General features: G+C 42.7%; 11 protein-coding genes. All 11 read left to right on the top strand.

The annotated features are described in order from the left end of the window. Window positions 1–49 precede the first annotated feature (49 nt). Window positions 50–1015 (top strand): TatD family hydrolase, encoded by a 966-nt coding sequence (locus tag QH73_RS22185; RefSeq protein ID WP_132867468.1) that lies wholly within the window; start codon window positions 50–52, stop codon window positions 1013–1015. 94 nt (window positions 1016–1109) lie between these two features. Further along, the gene (eboC, locus tag QH73_RS22190) at window positions 1110–2021 is read left to right on the top strand and encodes a UbiA-like protein EboC (protein WP_039716123.1); all 912 of its coding nucleotides are present in this window, start codon (window positions 1110–1112) and stop codon (window positions 2019–2021) included. Window positions 2022–2100: 79 nt separating this feature from the next. Then, on the top strand, window positions 2101–2964 hold the full coding sequence (gene tyrA / locus QH73_RS22195) for a bifunctional chorismate mutase/prephenate dehydrogenase (RefSeq protein ID WP_039716122.1): 864 nt from the start codon (window positions 2101–2103) through the stop codon (window positions 2962–2964). Between the two features lie 52 nt (window positions 2965–3016). Next, entirely contained in the window at window positions 3017–3715 is a 699-nt protein-coding gene (locus tag QH73_RS22200) for a DsbA family oxidoreductase (RefSeq protein ID WP_236147124.1), read from the top strand. A gap of 101 nt (window positions 3716–3816) precedes the next feature. Then, on the top strand, window positions 3817–4992 hold the full coding sequence (locus QH73_RS22205; protein ID WP_039716120.1) for a 3-dehydroquinate synthase: 1176 nt from the start codon (window positions 3817–3819) through the stop codon (window positions 4990–4992). A 111-nt stretch (window positions 4993–5103) separates the two neighbouring features. Further along, on the top strand, window positions 5104–6330 hold the full coding sequence (gene eboE, locus QH73_RS22210) for a metabolite traffic protein EboE (RefSeq protein ID WP_039716119.1): 1227 nt from the start codon (window positions 5104–5106) through the stop codon (window positions 6328–6330). A gap of 111 nt (window positions 6331–6441) precedes the next feature. Then, entirely contained in the window at window positions 6442–7065 is a 624-nt protein-coding gene (locus QH73_RS22215) for a glutathione S-transferase family protein (protein WP_039716118.1), read from the top strand. A 69-nt stretch (window positions 7066–7134) separates the two neighbouring features. After that, on the top strand, window positions 7135–8526 hold the full coding sequence (locus tag QH73_RS22220; RefSeq protein ID WP_039716117.1) for an alkaline phosphatase family protein: 1392 nt from the start codon (window positions 7135–7137) through the stop codon (window positions 8524–8526). Between the two features lie 93 nt (window positions 8527–8619). Then, window positions 8620–10902, top strand: coding sequence for an NACHT domain-containing protein (locus QH73_RS22225; RefSeq protein WP_039716116.1), 2283 nt, complete (start codon window positions 8620–8622; stop codon window positions 10900–10902). Between the two features lie 464 nt (window positions 10903–11366). Beyond that, entirely contained in the window at window positions 11367–12503 is a 1137-nt protein-coding gene (gene glf / locus QH73_RS22230; RefSeq protein WP_039716115.1) for a UDP-galactopyranose mutase, read from the top strand. A gap of 69 nt (window positions 12504–12572) precedes the next feature. Then, window positions 12573–14174, top strand: a 1602-nt coding sequence (locus tag QH73_RS22235) for a glycosyltransferase family 2 protein (RefSeq protein WP_132867469.1), incomplete at its 3' end; no start/stop codon positions are given.

Below are 14174 nucleotides of genomic sequence, written 5' to 3' on the forward strand. Positions count from 1 at the left end.
AATGATAAATGACCAATGACTAATGACCAATGACAAAAGAGTATAAAGCATGAATAATTCCGAATTCCGACTTCCGTCAGCCGAAGGCGAAGCGCAGCGTTATTCCGAATTCTATATCGATCCTCACATCCACATGACCGCTCGCACTACATACGATTACATAATCATGCGGGAGTCAGGGATTGTGGCGACGATTGAACCTGCCTTTTGGTTGGGACAACCCCGCACCCACGTTGGCACGTTTCAGGATTATTTTAATAGTTTGGTAGGGTGGGAAAGGTTTCGAGCGAGTCAGTTTGGCATTCAACATTACTGCACGATCGGCATCAATCCGAAAGAGGCTAACAACGAAGCTCTAGCCGAGGCAGTGATGGAGTTGTTACCACTATATGTCTGTAAAGAAGGTGTGGTGGCAATTGGCGAAATTGGTTATGACGACCAAACCCCAGCCGAAGACAAATACTTTCGCCGACAACTGGAACTAGCGAAAGAACTAGATATGCTGGTGTTAATTCATACGCCCCATCGTAACAAAAAAGCAGGAACGAGCCGCAGTATGGACGCTTGCGTCGAGCATGGCTTAGATCCAGCACGGGTCATTATCGACCATAACAATGAAGAGACAGTACGGGAAGTTTTAGATCGGGGATTCTGGGCAGCTTTTACCATTTATCCGCAAACTAAAATGGGTAATGCACGTATGGTAGAAATTGTCAAGCAACACGGTTGCGATCGCATTATTGTCGATAGCAGTGCTGACTGGGGCATGAGCGATCCGCTTGCCGTACCCAAAACTGCCCAACTGATGCGAGAACGGGGAATTCCAGAGACTTACGTTCGAGCCGTTTGTTATGAAAATGCCCTAGCTGCCTACAGTCAAAGCGGACAAATACAAGAGACAGACTGGCTCGCTTCAGATGCGATCGACCAGCGACAGATGTTTAACGGTAACTCAGTGCTGCGCGGGCAAGAACCAACCGTGAGATCGAGTAGAGAATGCATTTTGATCGAGTAAATAGTGGCTAGTAGCTGGTGCCTAGTTTCTTTATCTAGTCACCAGTCACTAGTCACTAGCCACTCATCCAATACCAATTACCCATTACCCCCGAATGAGTGCCACAAGTTTAAATTCCGATCGCCTTTGGGCATATCTTCAATTGATGCGTCCGGCTAATATTGTCACTGCTTGGGCAGATATTCTCGCTGGTTTTGCGATTTCTGGGTTTGTGGCAATTCAAGCTGGCACTTTAGAATTAGAGGCACTCGGATGGTTGCTGTTAGCGACCACGGGTTTGTATGGTGGCGGAGTTGTATTTAATGATGTGTTTGATGCCGAACTAGATGCCAAAGAACGACCCGAAAGACCTATCCCTAGTGGGAGAGCATCTCGTCAGAACGCGGCTACACTAGCTAGCGTGCTGTTACTTATTGGTATAGTCGCGGCTGCTCAAGTTTCCTTCCTCAGTGCAATTTTGGCTATTTGCATTGCAGTTGGGGCAGTCGTGTATGACAGTTTAGGCAAGCATCAGCCTCTAGTAGGGGCGCTGAATATGGGGTTGTGTCGCGGTGGTAATCTCTTACTCGGTATGAGTACCGTGCCTGCAATAGTTGGTGAATATTGGTTTTTAGCACTTATTCCTATTTTTTACATTGCTGCAATTACTAGCCTCAGCCAGGGTGAAGTGCATGGAGCTAAAGGTAATACTCCGGCGATCGCGCTTTTACTGATTGTTACAGTCATTACCGCACTATTCGGATTAGAGCTGTTGCCCAACTATCACATCCTTCAAGCATTACCCGCGATCGCTCTATTTACTGGCTACTTACTGCCACCCGTTATTCAAGCTGTACGCCAACCTACCCCAGAACAGATCCGCAACGCCGTGCGATCGGGCATACTATCGCTCGTCATTCTTGATGCAACTATTGCCACTGGTTTCGCCAGTTTGCCTTACGGCTTATTCGTTCTGTGTCTCCTACCTATTTCGATCGCACTCGCACAAATATTTGCTGTGACATGAAATCAGTTATCAGTTATCAGTGGCTAGTGACTAGTGACTGGTGACTAGCCACTAACCACTAGCCACTCACAAATGACAAATGACCAATTTTAATAGATCTCGAAAAATCACGATTATTGGTGGACGGGGTAGGATGGGTAAGTTTTTTACCCAACAGCTGTCTACAACTGGGCATCAGGTTAGTAGTTTGGGAAACCAAGACTGGGATCGAGCCAGTCAACTGCTTGGTGAAGCAGAACTTGTCATAATCAGCGTTCCCATCGAACGAACGGTAGCTGTTATCGAACGTGCAGCCAAGTATCTGTCGCCAACTACAGCTTTAGCTGACATTACAAGTATTAAAACCCAACCAGTACAGGCAATGCTGGCAAATCATGCCGGAGCCGTGATGGGATTGCATCCAATGTTTGGTCCCAGCGTTAAATCGTTTGCCGGACAAAAAGTCGTGGTTTGTTCTGGGCGAAACGACGAAGTATTTCAGTGGTTATTAGATTGTATTAGCGATCGCGGTGGTGAATTAATTAGCTGCACGCCTGAAGAACACGATCGCATTATGGTAACGATCCAAGCAACGCGACACTTTTCTCGATTTTGCTGCGGTGCATTCTTATCAGCAGAAAACATCGATCTCGATCGCAGCTTATTAATGTCAACTCCCAGTTATCGTCAAGAAATTGAGATTATCAATCGCTTATTCGCACAAAATCCAGCTTTATGTGTAGATATTATGCTAGCCACAGAAGAAAGATGCGAAGCGATCGCCAGATTAGCACAAACCTACAGCCGTTTGGCAGAACTCATTGTTAAAAAAGACCGTTCGTCATTAATCCGAGAATTTGAAATTGCCCAAAGCTTTTTGACTCAAGAAAATTTAGCTTCCACCAAACAGAAAGAATACGCGATGCCTTCAGAGGTTCGCGCAACTATTACAGTAACTCAGTGACCAGCAATCGACTATCAGTTAATTTTGACTTCTAACTTTTGACTTTTGACTTTTGACTTCCCCATTACCAATTACCCCTATGTTAATTGATATCTTTCACGATTTTGCTTGCCCTTGGTGCTGGATTGGCAAGAAACACTTGTTTGATGCGATCGCTCAATGGCACGGCGAAGCTGTCCGCATTCGTTGGCATCCATTTTTATTAGATAACTCCATTCCGCCAGAAGGATATGAGTTTCGTAGCTTTATGCAGGCAAGAAAAGGAATCGAAGCGGTAGCACTACAGCAAATGTTCGATCGCACTCGCCAAGTAGGTGAGAGAGCAGGAGTTAAGCTAGATTTTAATAAGATATCATTAGCTGTTAACACGACTCTTGCTCATCAATTAGTTGCTTTAACGCCCGACGAAGATCTCAAAACAACTTTAGTTGAAGCAATTTATCAAGCTTATTTTGAACGTAACCTTAATCTTGGCGATCGAGAAACTCTAATTTCTATAGGCGATACTGTTGGCGTAAATACAAACAAATTTCGTAATTTTTTAGGTAGTCATGCGTTAGTTAATTCAGTTATTGCTGAGTCAACATTTGCACGGCTAAATGGGATTACCAGCGTGCCATTATTCATCTTTAACAACAAAGTCAAAGTTGACGGTTCTCACTCAATCGAAGTATTTAAACAAGCCATGACTCGCGCTGCATTGATGGAAAAAAGTGATGCGCGGGGAGTCGGGAAAGTGGCTAGTGGCTAGTGGCTAGTGGCTAGTGGTTAGAATTGCTCCCTCAGCTCCCCCAACTCCCTCAGCTTCCTCAGCTCTCTTCTTCCCCTCACTCCTCACTCCTCACTCCTCACATGATTCTTGAAATTCAGCGTCAGACTAATTACAGTCTGCAACCAATTCATCAACGTGTATCTGTCACCTTTCGCTATCAAGTGCATTTCACTAAAGGATTGTTTCAATTAGACAATCCGTTGTTAGCACAGGTAATGATAGCCAATGAAAATAGTCCCAAACAGGCAGTCGCGATCGTCGATGCGGGATTAGTATCTCATCATCAAGACTTTATTGCCCAACTATCTACCTACGCTCGACGATATAACCATGCATTCCAGCTAGCTGCTGTGAAAGTCGTTTCTGGGGGAGAAGCTACCAAAAACGATCCCCAGGCAATTGAACAAATCCAACAGCTAATTCACCAAACTGGCTTATGTCGTCACTCTTATGTATTGGCGATCGGTGGTGGTGCTGTATTGGACATGGTAGGATATGCAGCCGCAACTGCTCACCGAGGCATTCGGCTTATCCGAGTCCCGACAACCGTATTAGCTCAAAACGATTCTGGTGTAGGGGTTAAAAATGGTATTAATGCCTTTGGTAAGAAAAACTTTCTCGGCACGTTTGCGCCTCCTTATGCTGTTTTAAATGACTGTGACTTTCTTTATAGCTTGGACGATCGCGATTGGCGATCGGGGATTGCCGAAGCAATCAAGGTTGCTTTAATCAAAGACGCAAGCTTCTTTGACGCGATCGCCAGCTCTGCTCCTGCATTAATGCGGCGAGAGATCGATGCCATGCAACAACTAATTTATCGTTGCGCTCAGTTGCATCTAGAACATATAGCTAACAGTGGCGATCCGTTTGAAATAGGTTCGTCCCGTCCCCTAGATTTCGGTCATTGGGCTGCGCATAAACTAGAGCAATTGACTGACTACAGCTTGCGCCACGGGGAAGCTGTCGCGATCGGCATCGCATTGGACAGTACCTATTCTTATCTATTAGGGCTACTTTCGCGCGGTGAGTGGCAACAGATACTCAATCTTCTAGAGGCGCTAGGCTTTGGCTTATACGTCCCCCAAATGAGACAAGACCGCTTATTTCAAGGACTCACCGAGTTTCGAGAGCATTTAGGCGGCGAGTTAACTCTCATGCTCCTACAAGCGATCGGACAGGGAATTGAAGTTCACGAAGTCGATCCACTGCTGTACGGGGAAGCGATCGCAATTTTAGCTGACAGAAGTAGGGAGTAGGGAGCAGGGAGCAGGGAGACAAGGGAGACAAGGAAGCAGGGGAGTCATTCTAGTCACTAGCCACCAGCCACTAGTCACTCTTCACTGATAACTGATAACTGATAACTGACAATGAAAATTGATAATAATCTACATTTAACCTATTGCACTAATATTCATCCTGGAGAGGGGTGGAACCAAGTTTTTGCTAACCTCCAGCAGTACGTTCCCGCACTGAAGCAGCGGCTAGCTCCCAAAAAACCATTTGGAATTGGGTTGCGCTTGGCAGATGTAGCGGCTAGAGAACTGTTGGCAGAAAATAATCTAATTGAGTTGCGATCGTGGCTGCGCGATCGCAATTTATATGTGTTTACCTTGAACGGCTTTCCCTATGGCGGATTTCATCATCAAGTGGTGAAAGATCGGGTTTATGCTCCTGATTGGTCTATGTTAGAACGGTTGAATTACACGTTGCGACTGACAAGAATTTTGGCGGAGTTATTGCCAGATGGGATAGATGGTGGTATCTCCACATTGCCGCTATCGTATAAACCCTGGTTTGAACAAAATGCGACGACTCGCGCATTTGTTTACAGTATTGCCAGCATTCACATTGCGCAAGTTGTTGCAGAAATGGTGCGCATTCGTGCCGAGACGGGTAAATTGCTGCATCTAGATTTAGAACCAGAACCAGATGGATTAATTGAAAATTCTGCCGAAGTTATTGATTATTTTCAGACACAACTTCTGCCTGTAGGAGGAAGATATTTAGCAAAGCAGTTAGGAACTTCTCTAGCCGCAGCAGAAACGCACTTACTAGAACACGTCAGAATTTGTTACGATACTTGCCATTTTGCTGTGGAATATGAAGAACCTGCGACTGTAATTCAAAGTTTTCGTGCCGCAGGAATTCAAATTGGTAAAATTCAACTCAGTTCTGCCTTAAAGCTCATCGTTCCCGAATCAGCCGAACAGCGTCACCAGATTGTAGAACGGTTGCGTCCGTTTGCGGAATCTACCTATCTCCATCAAGCGATCGCCCGCGATCGCAATGGTAAGCTCTATCGGTATTCCGATTTAGTCACTGCCTTACCAGATTTAGAGCAAATCCCAGCTTGCGAGTTGCGAATTCACTTTCACGTCCCGATTTTTATTCGCGACTATCAATTTTTGCAGTCTACCCAAGACCACATTAAAACCGTACTCGAACTATTGCAACGCGATCGCATTTGCAACTGTTTAGAAATTGAAACCTACACCTGGGATGTTCTTCCAGAAGACATGAAACTAGATTTAGTCAGCTCCATCCAACGCGAATATGAATCAGTTATCAGTTATCAGTTAACAGTTGTCAGTTAACAGTTAACAGTTATCAGTTAACAGTTATCAGTTAACAGTTATCAGTTAACCGTCAGCCGTCAGCCGTCAGCCGTCAGCCGTCAACCATCAACCGTCAACCAATTACCCATTATGTTGAAACTCTACGGTGGCGTTCTCAGCCGTGCTTCAATCGTGCAATGGTATTTAGAAGAATTGCAGATTCCTTACGAATACGTACAGTTAGATATGCAGGCTCAAGACCACAAACAGCCTGAGTTTCTGGCTATCAATCCGATGGGAAGATTGCCAGCGATCGCAGACGGAAATTTTCAACTCTGGGAATCTGGAGCCATATTGCTGTATCTTACCGAAAAGTATGGCGATCCTATAACTTTTGAACGGCGATCGCTCTTAAATCAATGGGTTTTATTCGGTAACTCTACGCTTTCCTCGGCAATTTTCGTCAAAGAAAATCTCCACGAAGCACCAGAATTATTAACAGCAATTAATCAAATTCTTCAGCAACAACCTTTTTTAACAGGCGATCGCTTTACTGTAGCAGATGTAGCAGTAGGTGCGCTCTTGGCATATATCCCTATCATGATGCGAATGGATGTCAGTGCTTATCCAGATGTGGTGAACGACATTAAGCAAGCAATGACCAAGGTAGATCTCAATTTATATCCTGCTGTTTTGGACTACGTGCAACGGTTGACTGCACGCACAGGATTTCAAAAAAGTATCGGGAAAGGAACGAAGGGAATTCGGAATTAAGTTCTCCTTGTCTTCTTTGTTCCTCTGTCCTCTTCTTCCCTACTCCCTACTCCCTACTCCCTGCTTCTGATGAAAAAGACTGTCGTACTCAACGTCGTCGGCTTATCACCGAACCTTTTAGGACAGCATACCCCGTTTTTGTCTAACTGGGCGGCGCGAGGGCGAGTCGTCCCTGTTAAATCGATGTTACCTGCGGTGACTTGTTCGGTACAAGCAACTTATTTAACGGGGAAATATCCTAACGAACATGGAATTGTCGGTAATGGTTGGTATTTTCGGGACGAGTGTGAAATTAAGTTTTGGCGACAGTCTAACAAATTAATTCAGGCTCCCAAAATTTGGGAGGTGGCGCGATCGCACGATCCTACATTTACCTGTGCGAATTTGTTCTGGTGGTACAATATGTACTCTACGGTTGATTATGCCGTTACGCCACGACCGATGTATCCTGCTGATGGTCGAAAAATTCCCGATATTTATACGCAGCCTGCTGACTTGCGATCGCAGCTTCAAACTGAATTAGGTCAATTTCCCTTATTTAATTTTTGGGGTCCTAATACCTCGATAGCTTCTACCCAATGGATTGCTAATTCAGCTAAATGGGTGGAAGATCGCTACAGCCCTACACTATCGCTGGTTTATTTGCCTCATTTAGATTATTGCTTGCAAAAGTACGGCGCTGATGCAAGTTTGGTAGCAAAAGATTTACAAGAAATTGATGCCGTTTGTCGCGATTTAATTCAATTCTACGAAGCGCGCGGCACTCAAGTTATAGTTGTGTCCGAGTACGGGATTACATCCGTGTCTCAACCCGTCCACTTAAATCGAGTTCTGCGGGAAAATGGTTTATTAACAGTACGAGAAGAATTAGGGCGGGAATTACTGGATGCTGGTGCAAGTATAGCCTTTGCCGTTGCCGACCATCAAATTGCCCATGTTTATGTTAACGATCCAGCCTACATCCCCAAGGTACGCGACATACTAGAAGCAACGGCGGGTGTCGAGCGAGTTTTAGATGAGGCAGATAAACCAGCTTACCATCTCGATCATCCGCGATCGGGAGAACTCATTGCGATCGCTAACTCGAAGGCTTGGTTTACCTATTACTACTGGCTGGACGATAGCCGCGCTCCCGATTTTGCTAGAACGGTAGATATTCACCGCAAACCCGGTTACGATCCCGACGAATTGTTTCTCGATCCTCAGCTCAAGTTTCCCCGAGCGAAATTAGGCTTAACTCTACTCAAAAAGCAATTAGGTTTCCGCTACCTCATGGATGTTATTCCTTTAGATGGATTGCTTGTACGAGGAAGTCATGGTAGCTATACAGGGTTGAGTGAAAGTCCGCTTTTGATTACACAACAACCTGACTTGCTAAAAGATCGCGAAGTACTCGAACCAACAGAAGTCTTTTGGTCAATACTTCAGCATCTGGAAGAAGTCGTAAGTCGTAAGTCGTAAGTCGTAAGTTAGAATGAACTGACAACTGTTCCCCATTCACCGTTCCCTGATAACTGATAACTGATAACTGATAACTGAAAAAAGGTTTTTGTAATGGGAAAAAGGGCTGGGCGATCGCTCAAAGCATCTACTATCGGTATTAGTCGCGCTAACCAATCACTCCTCAATTTTGAGTCTAAACTTTCTCTTGCTGATGAATTGGAAATCTCTCGCGCTACGGTACAAAAATTTTTCGTTGGTAAACCGATTGGACGGGAAAACTTTCACAAAATTTGTCAAAAGTTACAATTGCCTTGGCAAGCGATCGCGGAAATACCAGATGATGAATTTAGCTTAGAGGAGTTGATTGTTACCTCAAAAGATGATGTTGAGACGCTTGTAAAAGATGTTAGGCAAAAAACACGCACCTATATTGAATCGAAGTGCGGTATCGTGCGCATCCTGAATATGTCTCAACCTACTAAATTAAATGATATTTTTACTAAGGTAAATGTCTTAGAGAAAATTAGTAGAAACCAACGCTTAAGCATCAACGATTTAGTGAGTGTTCGTCTCGATTTTCATTTGAAACGTTCGCATTTCTACCCCGATATTTTCCAGCCAATCCCAGGCATGAAAGCGATTGGGAAATATCCCAAATTGATGATTTTTGGCAACCCTGGCTCTGGCAAAACCACCTTTTTAAAATATATCGCAACTCAGTGTATTCAAGGACGATTGTTTGAGGATCTGATCCCAATTTTTATTAGCTTAAAAGTTTTTACCGAATTAGAACATCACCCAACGCTGTTAGAGTGGATTTCAACGGTTTTTGATAATTATGGAGTCGAACCAAATACTGCTAAAGATTTGCTGGTACAAGGTAGAATGCTAGTTTTATTAGATGGACTTGACGAAGTTAGAGATATAGATAGCGAAAGAGTTTTAATTGCAATTAATAGCTTTTATCATCAGTTCGACCGTAACCGCTTTATAATTACTTGCCGGACAGCAGCTCAAGAGTTTACTATTGAAGAATTTGTAGAAGTAGAGTTGGCAGACTTTGACGATAATAATATTGCTGAATTTGTTAGCAAATGGTTTGCTCAAAAATCAGATACAATACCCAAGTTTTTACAGACACTAAAGTGTAATGCATCGATTCGAGAGTTGGCAAATAATCCCTTACTACTCACTTTATTATGCTCAATATTTGAAGAAGCCAATCTTCCTGCTAGTCGATTAGAAATTTATCGAGAAGGGGTGGATCTCCTTTTAAGAAAGTGGGATGCTAAACGCAACATTGAACGGAAACAAATTTATCAAAATCTATCAGCACAACATAAAGAAGAATTACTCAGTCACATCGCATTTACCTCTTTTGTAAAAGGTGAATACTTTTTAAAACAGCAAGAACTAGAGCAGTATATCATTAGCTATGTAGAGTCCGTCTTGCAGGGAGAAAAAATAGACTTGTGTGATAGTACAGCAATACTCCAATCGATTGAAGCCCAACATGGATTATTGGTGGAACGAGCGCGAGGAATTTATTCATTTTCTCATTTAACTTTTCAAGAGTACTTTACAGCTAGAAAAATTACTCAGTCTCCGCCTCAAACGTTAAATTTAACGTTAGAACGACTGAGCGATCGCCTAGTTACAGATAAAAGATGGCGAGAGGTTGCTTTATTAACCGTAGGAATGCTGAAAAATGCTGACTACTTCCTATTGATGATGAAGCAAAAAACTGACAAGTTAGTATTAGACCCAAGCTTACAAAGATTTTTCCAGTGGGTGAATTGCAAAGCTGCTGCTGCATCTGTTAATAATAAATCTGCTACAGTTAAAGCTTTTTATTACGATTTAGCGCTCTCTCATATCTTATCTCTTTTTGGTAGTACTTTTGAGATTTCTAGAACTTTAGAAGTTAATTTTAATCGCACTCTTGAACCTAGTCTTGCGCTCGATCTTGCGCTCGATCGCACTCTGCTTTTGCCTGAATCTATACATCGCGTTTCCGATCCAGAACGCATGATTGAAAGAGTATTAAATCGGGCAATATTTCGCGCTCGTAATAGCGAACCAGAGCTAGCAGGAGAGTTGCAAAAAATGAAACAGCAGTTATCTAATTTAGAGCGAAACAAACAACAGTTTCAGCAGTGGTGGCAAGTTAATGGTAAAGCTTGGACGGAGCAATTAAAACAACGAGTTCGATTAAAGCGCAATATTGGGCATAATTGGCAATTCAGCCAGCAACAGAAACAAATATTGAAACAATATTACGATGCTAATTTATTATTGGCAAAATGTTTAACTACTAGTTTATTTGTTAGTCGTGAAGTTCGAGAAAAAATCGAGCATACGCTGTTATTACCATTGACTGAAACTAGTGAGTAGGACATTAAGTATAGGTACTTTTACACCTTCGCACCAAATTAAGTTTTGTATAATCGATTACTAAACATAAAATTGAGCGTTCGCGATCGCTATACGATTTGGAGTGTAGAACTACCATCTCATCAATTACATTGGTAAATAGTAAACAACAAATAGATTTGATTCTATCGTGATTTAATATACTTAAAAATATTGCGAATCTCACCCTTTCGATAGAAGTTAGCTTATAGGAAAACTATATAGCCTACTGAATATGCGCGATCGCAAATAGCAAATAGAATTATGATAGAAGGGCGCGAGAGGTAGCTACTACGGCGAGACTGGTTAACAAAATTGCTTTTCTAGTGCTGCTGAATCAATAAAATTAGCAATTATTACGAGCAGCGAAAATATTTCAAATATTTGAGATATTTCCTATCGGAATTCTACAGAAAATGAGAAATTAAAAGGAGCTATCGATCGTAATGTTTGATTACCTAATTGTGGGAGCAGGTTTCGCAGGTAGCGTCTTAGCAGAACGACTGGCAAGTCAGTTAGGCAAAAAAATTCTGATAATCGATACGCGATCGCATATAGGTGGCAATGCTTACGATTGCTTCAATGATGATGGTATTCTGATTCACAAGTACGGTCCTCACATTTTCCACACAAACTCTCGGGACGTTTTCGAGTATCTCTCGCAATTTACCCAGTGGCGGTCTTACGAACATCGCGTACTTGCTAGCGTAGACGGTCAATTAGTCCCAATTCCAATTAACCTCGATACGGTCAATCGGTTGTATGGATTGAGTCTCACCTCTTTTCAACTCGAAGATTTCTTTGCCTCGGTAGCAGAACCCAAAGAATACATTCGCACTTCTGAAGATGTCGTAGTTAATAAGGTCGGTCGCGAACTCTACGAAAAGTTCTTCCGCAACTACACGCGCAAACAGTGGGATATGGACCCATCCGAACTGGATAAGTCGGTGACTTCCCGGGTGGCAACGCGCACAAACCGGGATAATCGGTATTTTACAGATACTTATCAAGCCATGCCACTACACGGCTTTACCCGCATGTTCGAGAAGATGCTATCTCATCCCAACATTAAGGTGATGCTGAACGCTGACTACAGAGAAATTCTGGATGTCATACCGTTTGGCAAGATGATCTATACAGGTCCCATTGACTTGTTCTTCAATTACCGCTATGGCAAGTTACCATACCGTTCTTTGGAGTTCAAGCACGAAACGATCAATACGCCCGTGCATCAGCCAGTTGCCGTAGTCAACTACCCTAACGAACACCTGTATACTCGCGTTACAGAGTTCAAGTACCTCACTGGACAAGAACATCCAAAAACAGGCATCGTTTACGAGTTTCCTCGCGCCCAGGGCGATCCTTACTACCCCGTACCGCGCTCCGAAAATGCCGAACTTTACAAAAAATACAAGGCGTTAGCCGATGCGACACCAGAAGTACATTTTGTAGGGCGGCTAGCAACTTATAAGTACTACAACATGGATCAGGTGGTGGCTCAAGCGCTGATGGTCTATAAGAAAATCGTGGAAGCTGGCGACGATACGTCAGAAAAAGCGAATCGAGAATTAGCGCGGGTTTAGAACGGCGTGTGGGGAGAATTCAGCATCCAAAAACTTAATGCTCCCCTAGCTCCACAAGAGTTGAAGTACGTGAATCAAATCAGAGTAGGAGATTCCATGCATATAGTAGGTAGAACAAAACTACCATTAGCAGCGGAAGTTGCAAAATTATATCTGCAATGTAATGACAAAGCAGCGATCGACTATAGTGCAGAGACTCCAGAAGTGGTGTTTGCTCTACAAGGATTTATTTCTACTAATTCATACTTCAATTCTTTATACGAAACATTTTATGCCAAGTACACGAGTTTAGATCGACTTTTTTACTCGCTCAACCTAGAAGGAGATTTTCAAGTTTCAGTTTACAGAGAATTGTCTAGTTGTGTTTCCCAAACAAATTGTCGTCAATTACTCAGTCGAGAAAAATTTTTCAACTGTCAGTTAACTCGGGCAATCTCGATCGCCCTACCTGGGCTACAACAAAGACAAGTCGATCGAGGTAGAATCTATTTTGAATTAGAATGCTTGAGTCAGATCGGGAAATTCCGAGAAAGTTTTCTCGCGACTCCACAGTTACCAGAACACGGAGTGTCTTTAGCAGTTGTTGCTTGTACTTTTCAAAAAGAAGCTTTTATTAAAAGAACCATCAAAACTATTTTACAGGATAAATTATTACAGAGCAAATCGATAGAAATTTTCATTGTAGACAATGCTGGAACTTTAAGCCACTCGGAATTTAGCGATCGCAGAGCGAAATTAATTAGCCATAGAAACGTTGGTGGAAGTGGTGGATTTACAAGAGGGATCGTTGAAGCCTTGAGTAGCAATCGCAGTTCCCATATTTTGTTATTAGATGATGATATTGAGCTAGAAAGCGAAGCAATTTATCGAGTGATTACCTTAAACGAATATGCCAGAAGCGATCTGGTTATAGCTGGTAGTATGCTCGATTTATCTCAAAAGCATGAATTGTATGAAGCAGGTGCTTTGTATAATAAAGCAACACCTGATAGAGAGTTTCAAGCATTTAATATAGTTAGGTTACACCATCATCTCGACTTACAAAACGTTAGCAATCTCAATTTGCTCGTCGAAGCAGAGCCGATAGATTCGGCAGGCTTTTACTTTTTAAGCGTGCCGAGAAAAACTTTTGAATCAATCGGTTTACTCCTACCTCTATTTCTGAAAGTAGATGACACTGAATTCTGTTTGAGAATTCGCGAGAAGTTTGGCAACGATACGCTCATAACTTTTCCTGGGATTGCAGTATGGCACGAACCTTTTTTCGCGAAATCTTCGATTTGGAACTATTACTATTATCGGAACGACTTGATCGTTCAAGCCATACATGGAACTTTAAGGTATGCAGACGCAATCGCATATTTTACTAAAGCTATTGTTTCCAGTTTATTAGTTTTTGACTATAAAAATGCTCAAATGCTTATTCATGCTTTTGAAGATTATTTGCAAGGAGCAAAAATTCTTCAGCACGCCGATCCCGAACAGTGGCACAGTCAAATTGTAAAACTCGATTCTCTTTGTCAAACTCAACATATCCAATATCATAACTTACCATCTCATCGCTCCTACGAACAAAGATCGACGGCTAATTTCGTGGAGAAGCTTGTCAGTTTATTCACTCTTAACGGTCATTTTCTCCCCAACGTTTTTACACAAGACAAAGATGTATTA

Origin of the sequence: Scytonema millei VB511283 (assembly GCF_000817735.3) — a bacterium.
Lineage (GTDB): Bacteria > Cyanobacteriota > Cyanobacteriia > Cyanobacteriales > Chroococcidiopsidaceae > Chroococcidiopsis > Chroococcidiopsis millei_B.

What these genes read in the sequence shown, in the direction of transcription:
- tyrA (WP_039716122.1), top strand. Translation starts at nt 2,101, where the DNA reads ATGACCAATTTTAATAGATCTCGAAAAATCACGATTATTGGTGGACGG.
- QH73_RS22220 (WP_039716117.1), top strand. Translation starts at nt 7,135, where the DNA reads ATGAAAAAGACTGTCGTACTCAACGTCGTCGGCTTATCACCGAACCTT.
- eboE (WP_039716119.1), top strand. Translation starts at nt 5,104, where the DNA reads ATGAAAATTGATAATAATCTACATTTAACCTATTGCACTAATATTCAT.
- QH73_RS22205 (WP_039716120.1), top strand. Translation starts at nt 3,817, where the DNA reads ATGATTCTTGAAATTCAGCGTCAGACTAATTACAGTCTGCAACCAATT.
- QH73_RS22215 (WP_039716118.1), top strand. Translation starts at nt 6,442, where the DNA reads ATGTTGAAACTCTACGGTGGCGTTCTCAGCCGTGCTTCAATCGTGCAA.
- QH73_RS22225 (WP_039716116.1), top strand. Translation starts at nt 8,620, where the DNA reads ATGGGAAAAAGGGCTGGGCGATCGCTCAAAGCATCTACTATCGGTATT.
- eboC (WP_039716123.1), top strand. Translation starts at nt 1,110, where the DNA reads ATGAGTGCCACAAGTTTAAATTCCGATCGCCTTTGGGCATATCTTCAA.
- glf (WP_039716115.1), top strand. Translation starts at nt 11,367, where the DNA reads ATGTTTGATTACCTAATTGTGGGAGCAGGTTTCGCAGGTAGCGTCTTA.
- QH73_RS22185 (WP_132867468.1), top strand. Translation starts at nt 50, where the DNA reads ATGAATAATTCCGAATTCCGACTTCCGTCAGCCGAAGGCGAAGCGCAG.